18 protein-coding genes and 5 tRNA genes are annotated in these 22969 nt (G+C 70.2%); 15 read left to right on the plus strand and 8 right to left on the minus strand.

Annotated features, from left to right (window positions below):
• The first annotated feature begins 107 nt into the window (after positions 1 to 107).
• A complete protein-coding gene (locus ACYSUO_RS15690; protein ID WP_461776689.1) occupies positions 108 to 968 on the plus strand; it encodes a hypothetical protein in 861 nt (286 codons plus the stop codon).
• Positions 969 to 1455: 487 nt separating this feature from the next.
• Positions 1456 to 1662 (plus strand): developmental transcriptional regulator BldC, encoded by a 207-nt coding sequence (gene bldC, locus ACYSUO_RS15695; RefSeq protein ID WP_003949541.1) that lies wholly within the window; start codon positions 1456 to 1458, stop codon positions 1660 to 1662.
• 723 nt (positions 1663 to 2385) lie between these two features.
• On the opposite strand, the gene ACYSUO_RS15700 is transcribed toward bldC, so the two are convergent.
• Together ACYSUO_RS15700 and hrpA are read right to left on the minus strand one after the other, a co-directional pair.
• Positions 2386 to 2460: transfer RNA gene (locus ACYSUO_RS15700), tRNA-Asp, on the minus strand.
• A 94-nt stretch (positions 2461 to 2554) separates the two neighbouring features.
• Positions 2555 to 6565, minus strand: a complete 4011-nt coding sequence (hrpA, locus tag ACYSUO_RS15705; protein WP_461776690.1) for an ATP-dependent RNA helicase HrpA — start codon at positions 6563 to 6565, stop codon at positions 2555 to 2557.
• A 120-nt stretch (positions 6566 to 6685) separates the two neighbouring features.
• Between hrpA and ACYSUO_RS15710 the strand changes: the two genes are divergently transcribed.
• On the plus strand, positions 6686 to 7807 hold the full coding sequence (locus ACYSUO_RS15710; RefSeq protein WP_461776691.1) for an ABC transporter permease: 1122 nt from the start codon (positions 6686 to 6688) through the stop codon (positions 7805 to 7807).
• 62 nt (positions 7808 to 7869) lie between these two features.
• Here ACYSUO_RS15710 and ACYSUO_RS15715 read toward each other — a convergent pair.
• The 4 genes from ACYSUO_RS15715 to ACYSUO_RS15730 form a co-directional block, all read right to left on the minus strand.
• A tRNA-Phe gene (locus tag ACYSUO_RS15715) sits at positions 7870 to 7943 on the minus strand.
• Between the two features lie 23 nt (positions 7944 to 7966).
• Positions 7967 to 8041 (minus strand) — tRNA-Asp (locus ACYSUO_RS15720).
• 49 nt (positions 8042 to 8090) lie between these two features.
• A tRNA-Glu gene (locus ACYSUO_RS15725) sits at positions 8091 to 8163 on the minus strand.
• Between the two features lie 103 nt (positions 8164 to 8266).
• Complete coding sequence (locus tag ACYSUO_RS15730; RefSeq protein WP_461776692.1) at positions 8267 to 9850, minus strand: metallophosphoesterase family protein; 1584 nt, start codon at positions 9848 to 9850, stop codon at positions 8267 to 8269.
• A 58-nt stretch (positions 9851 to 9908) separates the two neighbouring features.
• Here ACYSUO_RS15730 and ACYSUO_RS15735 point away from each other — a divergent pair, with 58 nt between their 5' ends.
• The 8 genes from ACYSUO_RS15735 (at position 9909) to ACYSUO_RS15770 (ending at position 17440) form a co-directional block, all read left to right on the plus strand.
• Positions 9909 to 10259, plus strand: a complete 351-nt coding sequence (locus ACYSUO_RS15735) for a metallopeptidase family protein (RefSeq protein WP_266712316.1) — start codon at positions 9909 to 9911, stop codon at positions 10257 to 10259.
• Between the two features lie 161 nt (positions 10260 to 10420).
• Positions 10421 to 10957 (plus strand): hypothetical protein, encoded by a 537-nt coding sequence (locus ACYSUO_RS15740; RefSeq protein WP_461776693.1) that lies wholly within the window; start codon positions 10421 to 10423, stop codon positions 10955 to 10957.
• A gap of 232 nt (positions 10958 to 11189) precedes the next feature.
• A complete protein-coding gene (locus tag ACYSUO_RS15745) occupies positions 11190 to 13409 on the plus strand; it encodes a DEAD/DEAH box helicase (RefSeq protein ID WP_461776694.1) in 2220 nt (739 codons plus the stop codon).
• Positions 13410 to 13565: 156 nt separating this feature from the next.
• Positions 13566 to 15062 (plus strand): amino acid permease, encoded by a 1497-nt coding sequence (locus ACYSUO_RS15750; RefSeq protein WP_461776695.1) that lies wholly within the window; start codon positions 13566 to 13568, stop codon positions 15060 to 15062.
• Positions 15063 to 15161: 99 nt separating this feature from the next.
• Positions 15162 to 15234: transfer RNA gene (locus ACYSUO_RS15755), tRNA-Lys, on the plus strand.
• Between the two features lie 273 nt (positions 15235 to 15507).
• Entirely contained in the window at positions 15508 to 15912 is a 405-nt protein-coding gene (locus ACYSUO_RS15760; RefSeq protein WP_461776696.1) for an STAS domain-containing protein, read from the plus strand.
• The gene (locus ACYSUO_RS15765) at positions 15909 to 16685 is read left to right on the plus strand and encodes an ANTAR domain-containing protein (protein ID WP_461776697.1); all 777 of its coding nucleotides are present in this window, start codon (positions 15909 to 15911) and stop codon (positions 16683 to 16685) included. The genes ACYSUO_RS15760 and ACYSUO_RS15765 overlap by 4 nt, the downstream gene beginning before the upstream one ends.
• Entirely contained in the window at positions 16682 to 17440 is a 759-nt protein-coding gene (locus tag ACYSUO_RS15770; RefSeq protein ID WP_461776698.1) for a GAF domain-containing protein, read from the plus strand. Before ACYSUO_RS15765 ends, ACYSUO_RS15770 begins: the two co-directional genes overlap by 4 nt.
• 15 nt (positions 17441 to 17455) lie before the next feature.
• Here ACYSUO_RS15770 and ACYSUO_RS15775 read toward each other — a convergent pair whose 3' ends face one another.
• Entirely contained in the window at positions 17456 to 18016 is a 561-nt protein-coding gene (locus ACYSUO_RS15775) for a hypothetical protein (RefSeq protein ID WP_461776699.1), read from the minus strand.
• Between the two features lie 650 nt (positions 18017 to 18666).
• Between ACYSUO_RS15775 and ACYSUO_RS15780 the strand changes: the two genes are divergently transcribed.
• From ACYSUO_RS15780 to ACYSUO_RS15795, 4 genes are all read left to right on the plus strand, one after another.
• Complete coding sequence (locus tag ACYSUO_RS15780) at positions 18667 to 19134, plus strand: DUF5994 family protein (RefSeq protein ID WP_461776700.1); 468 nt, start codon at positions 18667 to 18669, stop codon at positions 19132 to 19134.
• 177 nt (positions 19135 to 19311) lie between these two features.
• Positions 19312 to 19869: a DUF5994 family protein gene (locus ACYSUO_RS15785; protein WP_461776701.1), complete on the plus strand. Its 558-nt coding sequence runs from the start codon at positions 19312 to 19314 to the stop codon at positions 19867 to 19869.
• A gap of 5 nt (positions 19870 to 19874) precedes the next feature.
• Positions 19875 to 20024, plus strand: a complete 150-nt coding sequence (locus ACYSUO_RS15790; protein ID WP_461776702.1) for a hypothetical protein — start codon at positions 19875 to 19877, stop codon at positions 20022 to 20024.
• A gap of 37 nt (positions 20025 to 20061) precedes the next feature.
• A complete protein-coding gene (locus ACYSUO_RS15795; protein WP_461776703.1) occupies positions 20062 to 20610 on the plus strand; it encodes a GNAT family N-acetyltransferase in 549 nt (182 codons plus the stop codon).
• A 48-nt stretch (positions 20611 to 20658) separates the two neighbouring features.
• Here the strand turns inward: ACYSUO_RS15795 and ACYSUO_RS15800 are convergent, their stop codons facing one another.
• Positions 20659 to 22947, minus strand: a complete 2289-nt coding sequence (locus tag ACYSUO_RS15800; protein WP_461776704.1) for an ATP-binding protein — start codon at positions 22945 to 22947, stop codon at positions 20659 to 20661.
• Between the last annotated feature and the right edge of the window lie 22 nt (positions 22948 to 22969).

A 22969-nucleotide genomic window follows, 5' to 3' on the forward strand; every position in this document is an offset into this window, starting at 1 on the left:
CACCCTCGCGCGCGCGTGGGGGCCGGAATTACGGCCGAAACCCGTCGCGTCGCCACGTGGGACGATTTGGAGTGTTTTCCAGCCGGTGGGCGGGGGAGGGAGCAGCCGTGCCCAAGGTGTCCTCGGTGACCGTCCCGTACGCGTCATATCTGCGCGTGTACGAACCCCTCGCAGCCTTCCCGCAGCCCGAACGCGGCCATTGGGAGCGCTACGCGAAGCGCGACAGCCTCCCCTCCTACCAGGATGAATTGCGCCGTTCTTTGGCCGATCTCCTGCCCACCCCACCGGTGCCCGTGCCGGTGCACGAGAGCGACGACGCGTTCGTGATCGTGATCGACGGGGTGGTCTGCGTCTGCCCGTGGCGCACCCGGCTGCGCGGCTGGCAGGCCCTGGACGAGCTGCCGGGCGAGCTGCCGGCCCCGGTCCTGGACGCGGCGATCCCCCCGGTGGTGCGCCGACAGTCGTCCGCCGACTACGAGCGCTGGCTGGAGCGGAACCCCGACGCCAGGCCCTGGATCCGTACGTCCACGTGGCAGGTGCCGATCAACTGGTTCGTGCTGGTGTCGGACGACGAGCGCGAGTACGAGGCGAAGAGCGACGAGGACGGCGCGGAGGGCGTCGGCGTCCCGCGGCTGCGCTACCGGACGCCGATGGTGCAGGCGAGGCGCCGGGTCGCGCGGGGTCTGAAGGCGCTGAAGGACACGATCGAGGAAGGCCCCCTGATCGACGGCCTGGTAGATGTGGGGCGTTGGCTCGAGGAGTTCCACCCCCGTTCGTACGTCGAGCTCGACTACGGCGGGCTCGTGCACGCCCTTCCTCAGGACTTCCTCGAGGAGGACCACTCGGCGGCGGATGTCGCCGAGGGCATCGAGGCGCTGCGCGTCGGTGACGAGGACGGTGCGGGAGAGGCGTACGCGAGGCTTGTGGAACGCTGGCGGTCGGCGCGGGACAGGCAGTTCGCGAACTGAATCCCCAAGTGAGCGCGCTCACACCGACCTTCGGGACCTACGTCCTGATCCGGGCGTTTGCCTCAAGCGTGATGGACAGCACTTACCGGGACCTTGCGCCCATCACCCCTCCTCGTGCCAAAATAGGACAAGGAGTCCGGGGAGGGCTCCTTCCGTCCATCTAAGTCCAACCATGGACGGATTACTCAGCATTGCACTGCCGCTGGGGGGTCTGATGGCTCCTGATCGCTCTGTGACTGATCGTCACTGTGGCGTGACTGTCCGCTATGGCACGGTCCATCGGCTTCCGTCGCTGATGAACACCTGGGAGGGCAATTCCATCGGTTTGGCCGACGTGGCTGGACGGATGGTGTAGTTGTAGTGCCGAGGACAAGCCGTTCGTCCTATAACCGACTCGACTCGCGTCCGCCATTTCGGGCAACGCGGGTCAAGGTGCAGAATTTAGAGGAATGAACCGAGAAGGTTCGGTTCTCCGAGGAGGCCGCTCATGACCGCTCGCACCCCTGATGCCGAGCCGCTGCTGACCCCGGCTGAGGTCGCCACGATGTTCCGCGTCGACCCCAAGACGGTCACGCGCTGGGCGAAGGCTGGCAAGCTCACGTCGATTCGTACGCTCGGCGGACACCGCCGCTACCGCGAGGCCGAGGTCCGCGCTCTGCTTGCGGGTATCCCGCAGCAGCGCAGCGAGGCCTGAGGCACCGCACAACGCAGCAACACGGGCGTTTTCGGGTCCCCCAACCCGTCACACACCCACCCATAGCTCCACTCGACGCGGGTCCTGCCCCAACAGGACTCCTTCTTATGAAGGCCGCCGAGGCGTCATCTCAACTGCCTCGCGCAAGCGTCATCCGATCGCGCTGGACTCCGCCGGGTCCAGCGCGATCTTTTTTGTGCGCGGGGGCCGGTTCCGGGCGGGGGTCTGTGCGCGCCCTTGTCGGACCTTGATCGATCCCTGTGGGCTCCTGCCCGGGGCAGTGCAATTGCACATATTAAATTGAGCCGTTGTAGGGCGGGGGTAAGAAACGGTGTTTCCAAAACAACTTCGGTGACACCCGTCACACGCCTCGTCGCTTGTTGCAGGTGACGCCCTTGCGCTATTGGGCGCCGGCGTCGGTGCCCGCTCCCGCTCGCGTCGCCGACTCTCCCTAGGCTGCCACCAGTTGAGGGCGCGCAGGGTCGCCTTTGGTCACCCCTTCGAGGGTCTTTCGTCCCCACCTGGCTCGCGGGCGCTCCAGTGGCGCTCCAGGGGCCTTCCTGGCGGCCCCTGGAGCGCCGTCGGGGATGACGGGTAGTCAGCCTGCGCGTCTGTACGCCCTTGAGCCCTTGAACCTGTGAGCCTGTCAGCCCGTGCTGCCCGTGCTGCCCGTGGAAACGAAAGAACCCCCGCACCGTACGGTGCGGGGGTTCTTCTTTACTGCGGTCCTGACGGGATTTGAACCCGCGGCCTCCACCTTGACAGGGTGGCGAGCACTCCAAACTGCTCCACAGGACCAGGTTTCGCGGCGCTTGTTCTGCGTTGCGCTGCGAGACAGGACTCTACAGCAGCGCAGGCCGTGCGGTCGAACTCACCCTGTGCGGTCGACCGGTTACGGAACCTGCGCGTCGATCGCCTTCACGATCCGCTTGTCCGAGACGGGGTACGCCGTGCCCAGCGCGTGGGCGAAATAGCTGACCCGCAGCTCCTCGATCATCCAGCGGATGTCGAGCACCTCCTGCGGCACGGGCCGCCCCTGCGGCATCTGCTCGAGCAGCCACAGGTACTCGTCCCGCATCTCGTGGACCTTTTCCATGCGGGTGGTGTCCCGCTGGACGTTGGTCGGCATCTGCTGGAGCCGGCGGTCGGCCGCGACGAGATAGCGCATCAGGTCGGGCAGCCGCCGCAGACCGGTGGCCGTGACGAAGCCCGGCTTCACCAGCTCGTCCAACTGGGCGCGCACGTCCTGGAGGTTGGGCAGCAGCACCACGCTCTTCGTGGACTTCAGGCGCCGCTCGCAGGCCTGCCAGGCCGCGAGGACCTGCTGCACCTGGCCGACCGCCTTCACCGTGGTGTCGACGATCTCCGCGCGCACCTTGTCGTAGAGCTTCCGGTACGACTCCTCGTCCCAGGCGGGCCCGCCGAAGTCGCCGATGAGCTTGTCCGCGGCCGCCATCGCGCAGTCGTCGAAGAGCGCCTGGACGGAACCGTGCGGGTTCGCCGACAGGGCGAGCTTCTGCGGGTTGGTCAGCTTGTCGGAGGCGAACTTCCCCGGATTCACGGGGATGTTGCGCAGGATCAGCCGGCGCGTGCCCTTCCACATCGCCTGCGCCTGCTCGGCCTCGCTGTCGAAGAGGCGTACGGAGACGGTGTCGCCGTCGTCGACCAGGGCCGGGTAGGCCTTCACCGGCTGGCCCGCCCGCCGCGTCTCGAAGACCTTCGACAGCGTGCCGACGCTCCAGTCGGTGAGGCCCTTGCGCTCCAGGGACGGGCCGCCGGAGCGCTCTGCGGTGGCCTTGGCCGCCTGGGAGATCGCCTGCCGGGCCTTCGGCTTCAGCCGGAGCTTGAGGGACTCAAGGTCCTTGTCCTCGGCGAGCTTGCGGCGCCGCTCGTCGACGATCCGGAAGGTGATCTTCAAGTGGTCCGGTACGCGGCCCAGATCGAAGTCGTCCGGGCTCACCGGGACGCCGACCATCTGCTGCAACTCGCGCGCGAGAGTGACCGGCAGCGGCTCCTGAAGCGGCACCGCACGGTCCAGGAACGCCTTCGCGTAGTTCGGCGCCGGCACGTAGTTGCGGCGGATCGGCTTCGGGAGGGACCGGATCAGCTCGATCACGACGTCCTCGCGCAGGCCGGGGATCTGCCAGTCGAAGCCCTCGTCGGTGACCTGGTTGAGCACCTGGAGCGGGATATGGACGGTCACGCCGTCCGCGTCCGCCCCCGGCTCGAACTGGTACGTCACCCGGAACTTGAGCCCGCCCTGGCGCCAGGAGTCCGGGTAGTCGGCCTTCGTGACCGCCTCCGCCGACTCGCGGATCAGCATCGAGCGCTCGAAGTCGAGGAGTTCGGGCTCCTCGCGCTTCTTCTGCTTCCACCAGGAGTCGAAGTGGGCGCCGGACACGACGTGTTCGGGGACCCGCTGGTCGTAGAAGTCGAAGAGAGTCTCGTCGTCGACGACGATGTCGCGGCGGCGCGCCCGGTGCTCCAACTCCTCGACCTCGGTGAGGAGTTTGCGGTTGTCGGCGAAGAACTTGTGGTGCGTGCGCCAGTCGCCCTCGACCAACGCGTTCCGGATGAACAGCTCGCGGCTGACCTCGGCGTCGATCCGCCCGTAGTTCACCTTGCGCTGCGCGACGAGCGGGACGCCGTACAGCGTGACCTTCTCGTACGCCATCACGGCCGCCTGGTCCTTCTCCCAATGCGGCTCGCTGTACGTGCGCTTGAGGAGGTGCTCGGCGAGCGGCTCGACCCACTCGGGCTCGATCTTCGCGTTGACGCGGGCCCAGAGCCGGCTGGTCTCCACCAGCTCCGCCGACATCACGAACCGCGGGGGCTTCTTGAAGAGGGCCGAGCCGGGGAAGATCGCGAACTTGGCGTTGCGGGCGCCGATGTACTCATTGCGCCCGCGGTCGCGACCCGCCTGCTTCGGGTCCTTCTGCGTGGACTCCTTGGACTCCTTCACGTCCTTCATTCCGATGTGCGAAAGCAAACCGGAGAGGAGGGAGAGGTGGACGGAGTCGTCGGCCGCGGGAGTGTCGGCGTCATTGAGATGGATGCCCATCTGCTTCGCGACCGTCCGCAGCTGCGAGTAGATGTCCTGCCACTCGCGGATGCGCAGGAAGTTCAGGTACTCGCGCTTGCACATGCGGCGGAAGGCGGAGGAGCCGAGCTCCTTCTGCTGTTCGCGCACGTAACGCCACAGGTTCAGGAAGGCGAGGAAGTCGCTCGTCTCGTCCTTGAAGCGGGCGTGCTGCTGGTCGGCCTGCGCCTGCTTGTCGGAGGGGCGCTCGCGCGGGTCCTGGATGGAGAGCGCCGCGGCGATCACCATGACCTCGCGCACGCAGCCGTTCTTGTCGGCCTCCAGGACCATGCGGGCCAGGCGCGGGTCCACGGGCAGCTGGGCGAGCTTGCGGCCCTGCTCCGTGAGCCGTTTCCGTACGTCCTTCTGGGCGGGGTCCAACGCGCCCAGTTCCTGGAGGAGTTGGACACCGTCGCGGATGTTGCGGTGGTCCGGCGGGTCGATGAACGGGAACTTCTCGATGTCGCCGAGCCCCGCCGAGGTCATCTGGAGGATGACGGAGGCCAGGTTCGTACGGAGGATCTCCGCGTCCGTGAACTCCGGGCGGGCCAGGAAGTCGTCCTCGGAGTACAGGCGGATGCAGATGCCGTCGGACGTACGGCCGCAGCGGCCCTTGCGCTGGTTGGCGCTGGCCTGGCTGACCGGCTCGATGGGCAGCCGCTGCACCTTCGTGCGGTGCGAATAGCGGGAGATGCGGGCCGTGCCCGGGTCGATCACGTACTTGATGCCGGGGACCGTCAGGGAGGTCTCCGCGACGTTCGTGGCGAGCACGATGCGGCGGCCCGTGTGGCGCTGGAAGACGCGGTGCTGCTCGGCGTGCGAGAGCCGCGCGTACAGCGGCAGGACTTCCGTGAACTTGTATCTCTTCTTCTCCAGCGCGTCCGCGGTGTCGCGGATCTCGCGCTCTCCGGAGAGGAAGACGAGGATGTCGCCGTCGCCCTCGCGCATCAGCTCCTCGCACGCGTCCGTGATCGCGGTGATCTGGTCGCGGTCGGAGTCGTCGCCGTCCTCCTCGAGGAGCGGGCGATAGCGCACCTCCACCGGATACGTACGGCCGCTGACCTCGACGATCGGGGCGTCCCCGAAGTGCCGCGAGAAGCGCTCGGGGTCGATGGTCGCGGAGGTGATGACGACCTTGAGGTCCGGGCGCCTCGGCAGCAGCTGCGCCAGGTAGCCGAGCAGGAAGTCGATGTTGAGGGACCGCTCGTGGGCCTCGTCGATGATGATCGTGTCGTACGCGCGCAGCTCGCGGTCCGTCTGGATCTCGGCGAGCAGGATGCCGTCCGTCATCAGCTTCACGAACGTGCCGTCCTGGTCCACCTGGTCGGTGAACCGGACCTTCCAGCCGACCGCCTCGCCCAGCGGCGTGTGCAGCTCGTCGGCGACGCGCTCCGCGACCGTGCGGGCCGCGATACGGCGGGGCTGGGTGTGGCCGATCATGCCGCGCACACCACGGCCGAGTTCGAGACAGATCTTCGGGATCTGCGTCGTCTTTCCGGAACCGGTCTCACCGGCGACGATCACGACCTGGTGGTCGCGGATCGCCTCGGCGATCTCGTCCTTCTTCTGGCTGACCGGGAGCTGCTCGGGATACGTGACGTCGAGGGCCTCGCGGCGCTCGCGACGGGTGTCCGTGCGGACGGCGGCCTTCTCGGCCTCCGCGTCGATCTCCGCGACGACGGCGGCGCGCGCCTCCGGCTTACGGATCTTGCGGGCGCCTTCGAGCCTGCGCCCGAGGCGGTGCGCATCGCGCAGGGACAGCTCGGAGATCCGCCGCGCTACGGCGGCGAACTGATCGGCGGCGGGGGCAGGCTGCGTAGACATACGTCCTCAAGGATCTCACCTCGGGGAAATGTGTGGCGACCGGTTTTGCGGGCGGTGCGACGGGGCGGCCGTGGTCCGCGTCCGGATGTAGAGCGCCGACGCTTGCCTTAACGTGCGGATATGTCGCACTTGCCCGATGGGCCCGCACCGGACGACGCGCCCCCGCCGTCCCCGGAGAAGGAGCACCCGCCGCACGGCCAGCACGGGCGCCCGCTGAGCGGGGCCGAGCGCTGGTCCGGCTTCAAGAACTCACCGTTCTTCCCGGCGTGCGTGCTCGTCCTCATCCTGGCCGCGGCGGCCGCCCTGTTCGCCGGCTCGTACACGTACTCCATGGCGAACCCGACGCCGCACAACATCCCGACCGGCGTCACCGGCGCGTACAAGGAGGCCCAGGGCCAGCGGTTCCTCGGCGCGATGGAGAAGGCGCTCGACGCGCAGCTGGACCTCAAGCCCTACGCCTCCCGGGCAGATGCCCGCGACGCCCTCGACGCCCAGAAGATCTACGCGGTCCTCGACGTACGCGGCGGCGGCTCGCGCGTCCACCTCGACGTCTCCGGCGCCTCCGGCGTCACCGTCGCCCAGGTCTTTGCCGAGGCGGCGCCCCCGGTCAGCAAGGCGACCGGCATCCCGGTGTCGGTGAAGGACGTGAACCCGTTGCAGGGCGGGGACCCGCGCGGCCTCACGATCTTCTACATCACGCTCGCCGCGGTGATCATCGGCTTCGTCGGCGCGATCCAGCTCAGCGTGCACGCGCGCGGCCTCAACCCGGCCGAGCGGATCGCCTTCACGATCGCCTACTCACTGCTCGGCGGGTTCGCGGTGGCGGCGGTCGCGGACTGGGGCCTGGGGGCGGTGGACCTGCCGTTCGTCGAGTCCTGGCTGATCCTCGCGCTGACGATGTTCACCTGCGGCATGGTCTTCACGATGTTCAACACGTTCTTCCACCGCTGGGCGATGATCCCGACCTGGGGCCTGCTGGTCCTGCTCGGCAACCCGGCGTCCGGCGGCGCGGTCGCACCCCCGCTGCTGCCCACGGTGATCGGCCGCCTCGGCCAGTGGCTGCCACCGGGCGCCTCGTACAACGCCCAGCACACGGCGGTCTACTTCCAGGGCAACCAGCACGCCTTCCCGATCCTGGTGCTTGCCGGCTGGTCCCTGGTCTCCTGCGCCCTCTTCTGGTTCTGGCGCCACCGCCACCCGGGCGGCCGGGGGACGGGACCGCTGCACGCGGCACCGGTCTGAACAGGGAAAACCCAAGCCGGGAAACGCAATAGGCCCCGTCCGGAGACGGGGCCTAGTTCCTGTGGCTGGGGCCGGGATCGAACCGGCGACCTATCGCTTTTCAGGCGATCGCTCGTACCAACTGAGCTACCCAGCCACGAAGTTCACGAGGAACTTCAGCGGTCCTGACGGGATTTGAACCCGCGGCCTCCACCTTGACAGGGTGGCGAGCACTCCAAACTGCTCCACAGGACCAAGCTGTTGTGCGAGACAAGCAAGAGCAAGTCTCTCACACGGTTGTGCGTGCCCCCAACGGGATTCGAACCCGTGCTACCGCCTTGAAAGGGCGGCGTCCTAGGCCGCTAGACGATGAGGGCTATCGGCCCGCCTGCGCGCTTTGCAGCGCGTCGGGGACGTGAGAAGCATATGGGATGCAGGGAGCTATCGCCAAAACGGTTTACGGGGAGCTCTGCCCAAGGGTCAGGGGGAGCTCTCCCCAGGGCTCGGCGACGGGGTCGCGCCGGGCTGGTTCTCCTGCGGCAGATGGCGGCTGACCTCCGCCTTCGTCAGGCCCAGACCACCCAGCCGGATCTCGTCCCAGGCCTGCAGACGCTTGCTCGTGCGGTCCAGATAGAGGACCGAGGCCTCGACCGGGTCCGGCTTGCCGTCGTCCACCGCGCGCAGGCCGCTGCCGCCGGTCGAGCCCTCGACGCGCAGCCGGGTGCCGAGCGGGAGCACCTCCATCTCCTGGTGGTGGATGTGCCCCGCAAGGACCAGCGGCACCTCGCCGTCCACCTCGCGGGCCGCGGCCGGCTCATGGGCGAGCGCGATGTCGACCGGGGTGCCCGCCGCCCGCTGATCGCGCAGCGCCGAGGCGAGCCGGATGCCCGACAGGCGCTCGGCCGGATCGCCCTGCGCCTTCACCGCGCGGTCCGGGGTGTACTGCGGGTCGCCCATGCCGGCGAAGCGCAGACCCGCGACCGTGGTGGCCTTCCCGTCGTCGAGGACGCGGACGTTCTTGAAGCGCTTCCGGTCGGCGAGGTACTTCTGCGTCGCGTTCTTCGAGTCGTGGTTGCCGCGGATCCAGACGTAGGGCACGCCGAGGTTCTTGATCGGGTCCAGGAACGCGTTCTCGGCCTTCGAGCCGTGGTCCATCGTGTCGCCGGTGTCGACGATCGCGGAGATCCTGTACTGCTCCACGAGCGAGGCGATGATCTTCCACGACGCCGGGTTGAGGTGGATGTCCGACACGTGCAGGACGCGGATCGTCGAGGGGTCCGGCTGGTACGTGGGGAGCGTGGACGTCGCGTCGTACAGCTTGGTCACGTTCGTGACCAGGAGCGCCAACTCCTTCTGGTACGCGTCGAATTCGGTCACGATCGAGCGGGCGCTGCCGACCACCGAGGGCGCCGAGGAGAGCAGCCCGGAGAACTTCGGCTCCAGGACGGACTCCGGGTTCCACGTCGCGTACGCCGTACCGCCCGAGGCCGCGAGCAGGGTGAGCGCCAGACCGCCGGCGGCCAGGGCGCGGCGCGGGCGGCGGTAGACCACGAGGCCGAGCGTCGTGGCGCCCGCGAGCACCGCCACGCAGGAGCGCAGCGCCAGGTCGACCGTGCCGTGCTGAACGTCGCGCGCGACCTCGTCCTGGAGCCCGGAGAAGCGCTCGGGGTGGTCGACGAGGGCCTGGGCGCGGGCCGGATCGAGGCGGTCCACGTCGACGTCGAGGCGGATCGGCGCCGTGTGCGAGTGCAGCTCCAGGGCACCGAGCGGCGACACGTTGATCTTCGTACCGCCCGAGACGGAGGGGCGCAGCGTCATCTTCGTGTCCATGGGCCCCACCGGCGTCCGCACGCTGCCGACGATCAGCAGGCCGAGCCAGGCGCCGAGCAGCACGACGGCGACCAGGCCGAGCGCGCGTACGTAGGGGTGCGGCGGGTGGACCAGTTGGAGGACCGGGTGGGGATGGCGGTCGCGGTAGTGGCGCAGGAGCGCCGAGGGCGCCCCTCGAACGCCTCGTACACGGCGGCGGACTCCACGTATGGCGGCGACTGGCGAGCGGGCCATTGCTCCCGTATGCCCAAGTGCACGGGTGGATATGCGGGTTGTACCGGACAATGGCCGTGTGCTGGAGATGACGCGCGAGACGTTCGAGGAACTGGTCGCCGAAGCGCTGGACCGGATCCCGCCCGAGCTGACCCGACTCATGGACAACGTGGCCGTGTTCGTGGAGGACGAGCCGCCCGCAGAGGACCCCGAGCTGCTCGGGCTCTACGAAGGGACCCCGCTGACCGAGCGGGGCGAGTGGTACGCGGGGGTGCTGCCGGACCGGATCACCATCTACCGGGGGCCGACGCTGCGGATGTGCGAGTCGACGGAGGACGTGGTCACGGAGACCGAGGTGACCGTGGTGCACGAGATCGCGCACCACTTCGGGATCGACGACGCGCGGCTGCACGCGCTCGGATACGGGTGAGGTGCGCGGGGAGACACGGGTGAGACCCCCGCGCTGATTGTGGGGGCTTTGTGCGGTGCTCGCGCGGCGCGTGTCCTCGTACCGGCGACAGGAGTTGGGAACGGTACCCCCCACGGTGATCCCGTTGGTGACCCCGTCTCGTGCACCGGAGGTGCCCGCCCGTGCGCCAGCTGTCCGTATCGCAACGCGCCCTGTCGCTCACCGCGCTCCGTCTGGGCCGGTTGGCCGCGACCACCGTCGCCGTCGCCGCGGCCGCCGGCTGCATGAGCGTGGGCGCCGACGGCGGCGGGGCGTCCACCCACTCCCCGCCGCAGCGCGGCTCGGGCGCCGCGCCCGACGGCGGCGCCGAGGTACCGGACGGCGGAGCGGACGTGGGCGCGCGGGTCGGGGACGCCTCGCCGATGCCCTCGGGGCGGCCCGCCTCGCCGAAGGATCCGGTCACGCCCTCGTCGGTCTCCCCCAAGTCCACGAAGGCGTCCACCCCGCCCTCGGCGCCCACCTCGCCGTCCCGCAGCGTCCCGGAGCGGCCCTCGCAGCGGCCGAGCTCCCCCAGCGCGACCAGCACTCCTTCGCCCACGAAGACGTCCCCCGCGCCCTCGTCGTCACCGCCGACCGCCGAGCCCTCGTCGTCGGCGCACGAGGAGACCGCGTCGGAGCGGGCCAGTGAACCGCGGCCGCAGGCCGGGGAGCCGGCCTGACCGAAAAGGGTGTGTGAGCCGGGTCTCAACGATCCGGTTTGCCTCGGGGGGTGGGGGGTGCGTATGGTGGTAGATCGTTTGATCCCATTTGCCCGGCGCCGTCAAGAGAGCGCCGCGTGGCGCGTACTCTCCCTTGCCGTGGCTGGACCGCATTGAGGCGGTCGATTTGCTGAATTGCGAATACACGGAGTTGCGGGCGCGTGCCGAGACTCCGGAAGGTTTCGCATTTCGCATGTCCATTTCCACTGAGAACACCGTCGACCAGGCCGTCGAGAACGACATCGACACCGACACGATCGACACCGACACCGTCGACATCATCGAGAACGACGAGCCCACCATGACGTTCGCCGACCTCGGTCTCCCCGAGGCCGTCGTCCGCAAGCTCGCGCAGAACGGTGTGACCACCCCGTTCCCGATCCAGGCCGCGACCATCCCGGACGCCCTGGCCGGCAAGGACATCCTCGGCCGTGGCCGCACCGGCTCCGGCAAGACCCTCTCGTTCGGTCTGCCGACGATGGCCCGCCTGGCCGGCGCCCGCAGCGAGAAGCACAAGCCGCGCGCCGTCATCCTCACCCCGACCCGCGAGCTCGCCATGCAGGTCGCGGACGCCCTGCAGCCGTACGGCGACCAGGTCGGCCTCAAGATGAAGGTCGTCTGCGGCGGTACGTCGATGGGCAACCAGATCTACGCCCTGGAGCGCGGCGTCGACATCCTCGTCGCCACCCCGGGCCGCCTGCGCGACATCATCAACCGTGGCGCCTGCGACCTGAGCAACGTCGAGGTCGCCGTCCTCGACGAGGCCGACCAGATGTCCGACCTGGGCTTCCTGCCCGAGGTCACCGAGCTGCTCGACCAGGTTCCGGCCGGCGGCCAGCGCATGCTCTTCTCCGCCACCATGGAGAACGAGATCAAGACGCTCGTCAGCCGCTACCTGAAGGACCCGGTCTCCCACGAGGTCGACAGCGCCCAGGGCAACGTCACGACGATGTCGCACCACATCCTCGTCGTGAAGCCCAAGGACAAGGCCCCGGTCACCGCGGCCATCGCCTCCCGCAAGGGCCGCACGATCATCTTCGTCCGCACCCAGCTGGGCGCCGACCGCATCGCCGAGCAGCTCCGCGACGCCGGTGTCGAGGCCGACGCGCTGCACGGCGGCATGACGCAGGGCGCGCGTACCCGCGTCCTGGAGGACTTCAAGAAGGGCTACGTCAACGCGCTCGTCGCCACCGACGTCGCCGCCCGAGGCATCCACGTCGACGACATCGACCTGGTCCTGAACGTGGACCCGGCCGGTGACCACAAGGACTACCTGCACCGCGCGGGCCGCACGGCGCGTGCCGGCCGTACCGGCACGGTCGTCTCCCTGTCGCTGCCGCACCAGCGCCGCCAGATCTTCCGCCTCATGGAGGACGCGGGCGTCGACGCCGGCCGCCACATCATCCAGGGCGGCGCCGCCTTCGACCCGGAGGTCGCCGAGATCACCGGCGCCCGCTCCATGACCGAGGTCGAGGCCGAGTCCGCGGGCAACGCCGCGCAGCAGGCCGAGCGCGAGGTCACCGACCTCACCAAGCAGCTGGAGCGCGCCACCCGTCGCGCCGCCGAGCTGCGCGAGCAGGCCGACCGCCTCACCGCCCGCGCCGCCCGTGACCGCGGCGAGGACGAGGAGGGCGTGGCCGCGGCCGTCGCCGCCGCGCAGGAGGCCGCGGCCGAGCAGGTCGCCCAGGCCGCCGCCGCTGCCGCCGAGGCGTCGCAGCGCGAGGAGCGTTCGTTCTCGGACCAGCCGCGTCAGCGCCGCGACGAGCGGGGCAACTTCGAGCGCCGTGACAACCGTGGCGGCGACAAGGGTGGCTTCCGTCGCGACAACGACCGTGGCGGTGACCGTGGTGGCTTCCGCCGCGACGACCGTGGTGGCGACAAGGGTGGCTTCCGCCGGGACAACGACCGTGGCGGCTTCAACCGCAACGACCGTGGCGGCGACCGTGGTGGCCGTTCTTTCGAGCGTCGTGACGACCGCGGCGGCGACCGTGGCGGCTTCCGTCGCGACGACCGTGGCGGCGACAAGGGCGGCTTCCGCCGCGACGACCGCCGGGACAACGACCGTGGCGGCCGTTCCTTCGAGCGCCGTGACGACCGCGGCGGCGACCGTGGTGGAGACCGTGGCGGCTTCCGCCGGGACAACGACCGCGGCGGCTTCAACCGCGACGACCGTGGCGGCCGCCCCTTCGAGCGCCGTGACAACGACCGTGGTGGCTTCCGCCGCGACGACCGTCCGTCGGGCCACCGGGGCAGCGACCGTCCGTTCAACCGCGACCGTCAGGGCGACCGCCCCTCCGGCGGCCACCGCCCCTACGGCCGTCGTGACGACCACCGTGGCGCCGGCTCCGGCTCGGGCTCCGGCTCGTCCTTCGGCCGCCGCGACGACAAGCCGCGCTGGAAGCGCAACGGCTGACCGTTCCTGACGTGACAAGGCCGCGGCCCCACTCCCTCACGGGGGTGGGGCCGCGGCCTTTCCGCGTCACCGGGTCACCGCGTCACCGGCGCGCGTACGGGAGTTGGGCCTTGATCGGCCGCATGCGGCGCCCCCGGCGAGGGAATCGCTGGGGGCATGACAAGTGATGCCAGCAGAGCCACTGACGGACAGCAGTCGGCCGTGGCCGCGGGCTCCGACGAGGAGCGCCTCGCCCAGCTCGGTTACACGCAGGTCCTCGCCCGCCGCATGTCGGGCTTCTCGAACTACGCCGTCTCCTTCACGATCATCTCGGTCCTCTCGGGCTGTCTGACGCTGTATCTGTTCGGCATGAACACGGGCGGCCCCGTGCTCATCACCTGGGGCTGGGTCGCCGTCGGCCTGATGACCCTCTTCGTGGGCCTGGCGATGGCCGAGATCTGCTCGGCGTATCCGACGTCGGCGGGGTTGTACTTCTGGGCGCACCGGCTCGCTCCGGAGCGCAGCGCGGCGGCGTGGGCCTGGTTCACCGGTTGGTTCAACGTGCTCGGTCAGGTGGCGGTGACCGCCGGCATCGACTTCGGTGCGGCGTCCTTCCTGGGCGCGTACCTGAATCTCCAGTTCGGCTTCGAGGTGACAGCGGGCCGCACGATCCTTCTCTTCGCCGGGATCCTGCTGCTGCACGGACTCCTCAACACCTTCGGCGTACGCATCGTCGCCTTCCTCAACAGCGTCAGCGTGTGGTGGCACGTGCTGGGCGTCGCGCTGATCGTGGGCGCGCTGGCCTTCGCGCCGGACAGTCACCAGTCGGCGTCCTTCGTCTTCGGCGAGTTCGTGAACAACACGGGCTGGGGCAGCAGCGCGTACGTCGTCCTCATCGGGCTGCTGATGGCGCAGTACACCTTCACGGGCTACGACGCGTCGGCGCACATGACGGAGGAGACGCACGACGCGTCCACGGCGGGCCCCAAGGGGATCGTCCGCTCGATCTGGACGTCGTGGATCGCCGGCTTCGTCCTCCTGCTCGGCTTCACCTTCGCGATCCAGTCGTACGAGGGCGCGCTGAACTCGCCCACGGGCGCGCCGCCCGCCCAGATCCTCCTGGACGCCCTCGGCGCGATGGCCGGAAAGCTGCTGCTCCTGGTCGTGATCGGCGCCCAGCTGTTCTGCGGGATGGCGTCCGTGACCGCCAACAGCCGCATGATCTACGCCTTCTCGCGCGACGGCGCCCTGCCGTTCTCCCGCGTGTGGCACACGGTCAGCCCGCGCACCCGCACCCCCGTCGCGGCGGTCTGGCTCGCGGCGGCGGGCGCCCTGGTCCTCGGCCTGCCCTACCTGATCAACGTCACGGCGTACGCGGCCGTGACCTCGATCGCCGTCATCGGCCTCTACATCGCGTACGTGATCCCGACGCTGCTGCGGCTGCGCAAGGGCGACGAGTTCGAGCGGGGGCCGTGGCACCTGGGCCGCTGGTCGAAGCCGATCGGTGTGGTGGCGGTGGCCTGGGTCGTCGTCATCACGATCCTCTTCATGCTGCCGCAGGTCTCCCCGGTCACCTGGGAGACCTTCAACTACGCCCCGATCGCGGTCCTCGTGGTCCTCGGTTTCGCGGGCACCTGGTGGGCGGTGTCGGCCCGGCACTGGTTCCTGCGCTGACGCTCCGTCCGGCGCGCGAGGACCGGTAAGCCGATACCCGATCGGCCTCCCGGCCTCGTCGGGCTATGCTCGGGGGTGCGTCGGCTCAGGTCGGCGTGTGGACCCTTAGCTCAATTGGCAGAGCAGTGGACTTTTAATCCATTGGTTGTGGGTTCGAGTCCCACAGGGTCTACGAGTGTGGGGGAGGGGCCAGCCCCTCCGACCTGCCGGGCGGCGCCCGGGTCGGCTTCGGTCGGCTCGGGCGCCGTTGTGTTTGCGGGGCGGGCATCCGGAGCCGGGAGTTCAGGTATCTGAACATCGGGCATGTGGGCCCGAACGACCCCCGCGTGCACGAGTACGCTCGAAGGACGGCCGCCCCGGACCCGGCCCTCTCCGTGCAGTTTGTTCCGCGCAACAGAGGCTCTGCGCATGTGAAGCACCATCCTTGCCAGAGGAGATGGGGCGCATGAGCCCTCGTTCCGATCTGTCCGAATCGACCGCCCGGTCGGCGTTCCCCGTCCAGTTCGACGACTGCCGTGTGGTGCGCGCGCACGGTGAGCTGGACGTGACCACCGTGCCCCGCCTGGAGCGGGCCCTGCGCCAGGTCCGTACCGGGCAAGGCCGGCTCCGTCTCATCGTGGACCTGAGCGCGGTGACCTTCGCGGACGGCAGCATCCTTGAACCGCTGTGCGAGGCGTGGGCCGAGAGCCGGGAGCGGCACGGCTGGACCCGGGTCGTCTACACCCGGTCGGCGACCTCCCTGGTCTTCCGGGCCGGTGGCCTCGCCGACCGGTTCCCGGGCTACGCGAGCGTTCAGGACGCCCGGCACGGGGCGGGAGGGCACCAGGCTCGGCACGACGGCGAGCGGTGACCGGCAACGGCATGGCCGAGGTGCTGCGGTGCCTGCGCCCGGGGAGCGACAAGGACCCCGCGGCTGCCGGCGCGCAGGCCCTGGGAGTCGAGGGCGTTGCCGTGTCCGTGTTCGCTCGGTCCCCGGCGGAGGCGGACAGCGCGCGGGCGCCCGAGCCGTTGTGGTGTTTTCCCGAACTGAGCCTGCGGTTCGAGGAGTTGCAGTTCACCCTCGGCGAGGGGCCCGGGCCCGATGCCGCGCGCGCCGGGGTCCCGGTCCTCGAACCGGACCTTCAGCGGGTGCGGCCCGAACGCTGGCCCGTGCTGCTGCCCGCCGCGCGACAGCTCGGGGTGTACGGCGTGTGCTGCTTCCCGCTGGCTCTGGGGGGCGCGCGGCTCGGCCTGTTGACCTTGTTGTGCGACGGGGGCGCTCTCAGCGACAGACAACTCAGGGACACGAACACGCTGACCGCCGCCCTGATCGCGGCGCTGCTCGGCGACCGGGGGCCCGCCGGACAGCGGATCGGGAGCAACGGGAGCGCCGTGGACGACGACCGGCTGTGGCCGCCGGAAGGGCTTCAGCGGGCCGTGGTGCACCAGGCCACGGGCATGCTCAGCGTCCAGCTGGGCACCTCGATGGGCGACGCCCTGGTGCGGCTGCGCGCCGCGGCGTACGGCAGCGAGCGTTCCCTCGGTGACGTCGCGGAGGACATCGTGGCCCGACGGCTGCGCTTCGACGACGGAACCCAAGACGATGGCAACGGGCCTCATTTGCCCGAAAGTGGAGAGGGATGATCAGCATGGCCCGGGAACAGCGGCTCGCCGAAGTGTTCGTCGAGATCGCGGATTCGCTCATCGACGACTTCGACGTACTCGACCTCTTGCAGCGGCTGTCCGCGCGCTGCGTGGAACTCCTCGACGTATCGGCCGCGGGCATTCTGCTCGCCGACCCACAGGGTGAACTCCAGGTCATCGCCGCGTCGGACGAGCACACGCGGCTCCTCGAGCTGTTCGCCCGGCAGTACGACCAGGGGCCGTGCGTGGAGTGCTTCCGCAGCGGCGCGGCCCGGACGAACATCGACCTGAGGCGTCCGGAGTCGGCCGCGGACTGGCCGCACTTCACACCGGCCGCCCACGAGATCGGCTTTCGGGCGACGCATGCGATTCCGCTGCGGCTGCGCGACCGGGTGGTTGGTGCCCTGAACCTCTTCCAGCGGACCGAGCGCCGCTTGGGAGGGGACGAGATCGCCCTCGCCCAGGCGCTGGCGGACGTCGCCACGATCACGATTCTTCAGCAGCGCACGCTGGAGCAGTCCCACGTCGAGAACACGCAGCTGAACACCGCGCTGACCAGCCGCATCCTGGTGGAGCAGGTCAAGGGCGTGCTCGCCGAGCGCTGGGACACCTCCGTCGACGAGGCGTTCGCCGCGTTCCGGTCCTACGCCCGCTCCCACCATCTGCGGCTCACGGAGCTGGCCAGGCGTGTCGTCGACGGCACGTTCGACACCGCGGTGATCCCGGCCCCGGACACCACCAACGCCACCCCGTGAGGGCCGGGTCGTCGCTCAGAGATCGAGGAGCAGGACCGTGCGGTGGGGCCGCACCGGGATCCCGTACGAGCTGTCCGGGGCGTCCCGCCAGCCCCAGGACCGCAGTGCCGCATGGGTCCATACGTCGGACCTGTCGACCAGGGTGATGCCCGTGGAGTGACCGTGGTCGGCGAGGAGTCGGCGTTGCAGACGCCGGGCCAGGTTCCAGTCCTGGTGCGGTGACTGCACCCGCGCCCGACGCGGCACCACGATCTCGCGTATCTCGAAGAGCCCGCGGTGCAGCGGGAATCCGTAGGCGTACGCCGTCATCGTGGAGTTCTCCGCGATCAGCAGGCCGAAGCCGGGGCGCCGGATGTCGCTCATCAGGCGGCGCAGGAAGGCGTGGGTCACCCGGTCCCACTGCCCGGCTTCCGCACCGCAATTGGCCGCGTACAGCGCGCCGAGTTCCTGGAGCCGGTCGTCGACCTGGCCCCGGGCCAGCGGAAGAATCCGCTCGGCCTCCAAGGGCGAGGGGCCCTGCTCCTTGTGGCGCGAGGGCGCCCGGTCGTCGGCGGGCCGCACCGTACGCCCGCTCATGAGACGGACCCGCACCTTCCGTACCGCACCGGTCGCGGAACGGCCCCCGGCGGGAATCCGAAGAACATCGCCAGGGGCCGATCCGGCGAGAGAACGCCCTCCCCCTTCGGCGTCTGCTCGCCTGCCTCGTCCCCTGCGACTCCTGAACGCGGGAGTGCCCCGGTGATGGCTGTCCGGAGGGACGTGGCGCCGGAGCCGCGGGTGTCGACTTCGCGGGTCCGGCCGTTTTCATGACCGCACCCGGGGTCGCGGGGTACGTAGAAGAGGAACCTACCCGTCATCAGGCTCGACATGCGGCTGCTTTCCTTCTGGATCGAGGAGTTGCGGGCGAGGTGCGGGCGACCTGTGCGGTGCGTGGGTCATGGGTGGGCCGGGGCCCGCCGGTGCATGTCGCCTCCCCGCCGGACACGCGGCGTCGGGGGCTGCCCCAGAGTGAACGGCGAGGAAGGGAGCGGGTGTTCCGGGGTGATCGGGCACCGGCGTACGGATGTCCTCGTCTCCTTCACCGTACTCCTGCCCTACGGGAAACGGGCCGGACGTACGCTGGGGCCACCGGGTGCTCCTCGTATGCCGACTCCGTTCGGCGTCGCTTCCGGTGCACCACGACACCGGGCTTTGCCGTCATGCCGGCCCGCAGAAGGGTGTGCGTCATGAACGCACCCACCGCTCACCGCAGTTCGGCCACCCACGGTGGACTCGACGCGTACCCGCCCGCCCGTCTCGCCCTGCGCCCGCCGACTTTCCCGCCGGGTCCTGTGTGCGGAGCCTGGTGGCCCCGCAGCGACGATCTGTCCGCCGAACTGGCCGCGCTCACCGATGTGTTCGACGTGTCGCGCGGGCTGGTGACCCGGATCGCGTCCAGCCGGGGAAGCTGGCCGAAGGAGCCGCGCATCCTGCCCGTGACGGGGCACACGGTCACGGCCACGTGGTGCGTGTCCGGCCTCGACCCGCACACGATCCGGCTCTTCTCGCACGGTGTGGGCCGCTGGGACCTGCTCGTCGTCCCACCGCGCAGTACGCCCGACGAGGCCGCACGGCTGATGATCGCGGCCGCCGACCCCGCCCTCCGCCTCACCGGGACCGCGCTGATGGCGAGCGAGGGCTGCTCCTCCGCTTGAGGAACCTTCGACGACGTCGATGACGGGCGGCCCGGAATCGTCTGCGGCCCCGGCCGTAGGAGTACCGTTGAAGGTACCCAGGGCATTTCGCACTCCGGCATCCACGCAGGTCTCGTCCTCGGTGAGCCATTGGCATCGGGGACGGCCGCCGTGCCGCTCCGAAGACGGGTTCGCATCATGACCGCGAGCACCACGTCCCTCCGCACCGCCCTACCGCCTCCGCTCTCCCCCGCACGTGTGGCGCTCAAGTCCCCCACCGGTCACGGTCTGCTCGATGGTGCCTGGTGGCCCCGTTCACGCGACCTGGCCGCCGAACTCCCCGGCCTGGTGGACGTACTCGATCCGTTGTGGGGCCGGATCACGCGCGTCGCCGTCAACCCGATGCTGTGGCCCGTCGTCCCGCGGAAGGTGACCCTCCACGAGCGCGTCCTGAAGGTCGGCTGGTTCACCCCCGAACTCGACCCGCACAAGCTGCTGTTGCTGTCCTACGGGACCGGCCGCTTCGACCTGCTGGTGATCCCGCCCGAGACGGACGACGCGAGCGCCGAGCGGCTCATGGCCGCAGCCTGCGCCCCGGGCGGTCCGCCGCTGACCGCCACCGATCTCATGGCCGCCGAGACCGTGCACCGGCAGGGCGCCGCGGTCCTCGACCGGACGCAGAGCGCCCAGGAGTCGTGGGAGTACGAGGGCGGCGCGACGTCCACCCACGCCGTCCCCACGGCCGTGGGGCGGTGAGGGCCATGGACTCCGCACTCACGGCAGCCGCGATTCTGGTGCTGATCACCATCGGCGCCTACCTGATCCACCGGCTCAACGCACAGCAGGCGGGAAGGATCGCCGTCCGGGCGCGCCGCCGCCACGACCGCATCACGCAGAAGCAGGCCCACTGAGCGGGGCCGCGTCGAAGGTACCGGGAGGGGAGTCCGGATGGACGAGGTGTATCTGCGCAGGCTCAGCCGATGGCAGGCCGAACAGCAGCGGGAGGAGGTTGCCGACGTGTACGTCGCGGCGTACCGCGCCGCGGCCGGGTCCGAGTACCGGGACCGGACGAGCTTCCAGCGCCGCTTCGAACAGCATGTGCGGCACGACGGGTTCGACATGATCGTCGCCGACTCGCCCGGCGTCGTCGGCTGCGCCTACGGGTACCGCCTGGAGCGCGACGGGGCGTGGTGGGCCGACTTCCCCGTCGAGGTGACACGGCAGACGGAGGAACTCACCGCGTCCGGGCGGGTGTTCGTGCTCACCCAACTGATGGTGCTGCCCGCGCACCGCCGCCGCGGCGTCGCGACCCGCCTCGGGGACCTGCTGTTCTCCCGCCACACCCAGGACCTCGTGGTGGCCGGTGTGGACGCGGACAGGCGTGCGGCCGGGGTCGGGCAGCTGCTCCGGGCGTGGGGCTGGAAGGCGCTGCCGGCCTCGGGGGCGGGCGCGGAGGAATCGGGCCGGGAGGTGTGGACGCGCGGGCCCCTGCGGTAGCCGGTTCGACGCTCAACTCGGGCCCTGCCAAAGCGTGTTGGGCAACGCTCAGGGGTTGGTGGCCTCGCGGGCGGTCTCGCCCACCAGGCTGGCGATCTGGGCCCGGGAGGAGAAGCCGAGTTTGGTCAGGATGTGCTCGACGTGCGCGTCGGCGGTGCGCTTGGAGATGACGAGGCGCTGCGCGATCTGCCGGTTCGACAGGCCCTCGGCGACCAGCGTGGCGACCTCGCGCTCCCGGCGGGTCAGCACACCCAGCGGTGTGACCTGCTCGTCGGGTTCGGGGGTGGTGACGGGCGGCTCGTCGCCGGTGGCCCGGGCGATCACCTGGTCCAGCGGCGCGGTGGCGCCGCCGCGGAACGCCGCCTCGTACGCGGTCTCGCCGAGCACCTGCTTGGCCTTCCGCTCGGCCGCGTACTGGAACTCCTGGAGCATGCTCACGCCGAACATCGGCACGGCACCGCACCTGCGGTAGAGGCCGGCGACGGCGCCCAGCAGCCAGGCCGCCCGCACGCAGTGCTCGGGCTCCTCGGCGGCGATCCAGGCCAGGGGTTCCAGGCAGTGCGCGATGCAGAGGTAGTCCTCCAGGTCGTACTTGCAGCGGGCACCGACGCGGGCGAGCCGCGCGGACTCCTCGTGGTCGCCCATCAGCCACAGGGCGACCGCCTTGTGGCAGGCGGCCCAGCCCCGGTTCCAGCGCTCCTCCGGACCGGCCATGGACAGCGTGACGTCGTAGTTGTCGCAGGCGGCCTCCAGGTCGCCCAGCAGCATGTGCAGGAAGCCCAGGTGGTACCCGTACATGAGGATGCCGACCTGGTCGTCGAGTGCGCGCAGCGTGACGTGCGCGGCCTCGTACAGCTCCACCGCCGCCTCGGGTCGGCCCATCGCCATGTGGACGCAGCCCAGGATGGCCCGCGCGTGCGCGTGCAGCCGCTCGTCCCCGAGCTGTACGGCGATGTCGCAGGCCTCCTCCAGCATCCGCGGCAGCTCGGGGGAGTGGTCGCCCTGGATGGCGGCGTACCAGCCCGCGTACCGCAGGGCCATGGAGCGCTCGGCGACTGGTTCGGGTACGAGTTCGAGCCCCTTGTGCAGCCAGTACCGGCCCTCCGACAGGCGTGAGGCGCAGAACCAGTACGCCCACAGCGTCGTGGCGAGCGTCAGGCCGGTGTGGGCCTGACCCGGTGAGGAGTAGGAGAACTCCAGCGCCACCCGCAGGTTCGCGCGCTCGCGCAGCAGCCGGTGGAAGCGCGGCATCTGTTCGTCGCCGGACCATTCGGCCTCGAACCACCGGGCCAGCTCCAGGTAGTGGTCGCGGTGACGCACCTGCACGGCGTGCCCGTCGGCGTACTCGATCAACTGCTCCGCCCCGTACTCGCGCAGGGTGTCGAGCAGCCGGTAGCGGACCTCGCCGGCGTCGTCGGCCCGCAGCACCACCGACTTGTCGACGAGCCCGATCAGCTGCTCGACGACCTCGTCGGCGGGCAGCGCGTCGTCGGCGCAGACGACCTCCACGGACGGCAGGTCGAAGTCGCCCGCGAACACCGAGAGCCGGGCCCACAGCAGCCGTTCCTGCGGAGAGCACAGGTCGTGGCTCCAGTCGATGGCCGTCCGCAGGGTCTTGTGCCGCGGCAGGGCCACCTTGCTGCCGCCGGTGAGCACGCGGAACCGGCTGCTGAGGCGGTCCACGATCTGTTCGAGGGACAGGGCGCGCAGCCGCACCGCCGCCAGCTCGATGGCCAGCGGGATCCCGTCGAGCCGACGGCACAGGGCGGCGACGGCCCCGCGGTTGTCGTCGTTCAGCGTGAACCCGGGCACCACGGCCGAGGCGCGGTCGGCGAAGAGCTGCATGGCGTCGGTGGTGGTGGGCTGCCCGTCCTGCGCGGAGGGCACGGCCAGCGGCATGAGGGGGAAGGTGTGCTCACCGGGTACGTCGAGGGGTTCGCGGCTGGTCGCGAGGATCCGCACCGAGGGCGCGCTGCGCAGCAGGACGTCGGCGAGCATCCCGCAGGCGTCCACGATGTGCTCGCAGGTGTCTAGCACCAGCAGCAGTTCCCGGTCCTCCAGGTGGTCCACGAGGACGTCGAGCTGCGAGCGGTTCGGCTGTTCCGGCAGGCCGAGGGCGGCCGACACCGAGTGCGCCAGCAGATCGGGGTCCTTCAGGGAGGACAGCTGCACCATGCAGACGCCGTCGTCGAGTCCTCCGGCCAGCTGGGCGGCGACGCGCAGCGCGGTCCTGGTCTTGCCGACGCCGCCGGGCCCGAGAAGGGTCACCAGGCGGACCCTGCCGAGGAGTTGGGTGGCCGCGCCGATCTCCTTGGACCGGCCGACGAAGCTCGTCACCTCGATCGGAAGATCACCTGGG

This window comes from Streptomyces sp. UC4497, from assembly GCF_054871485.1.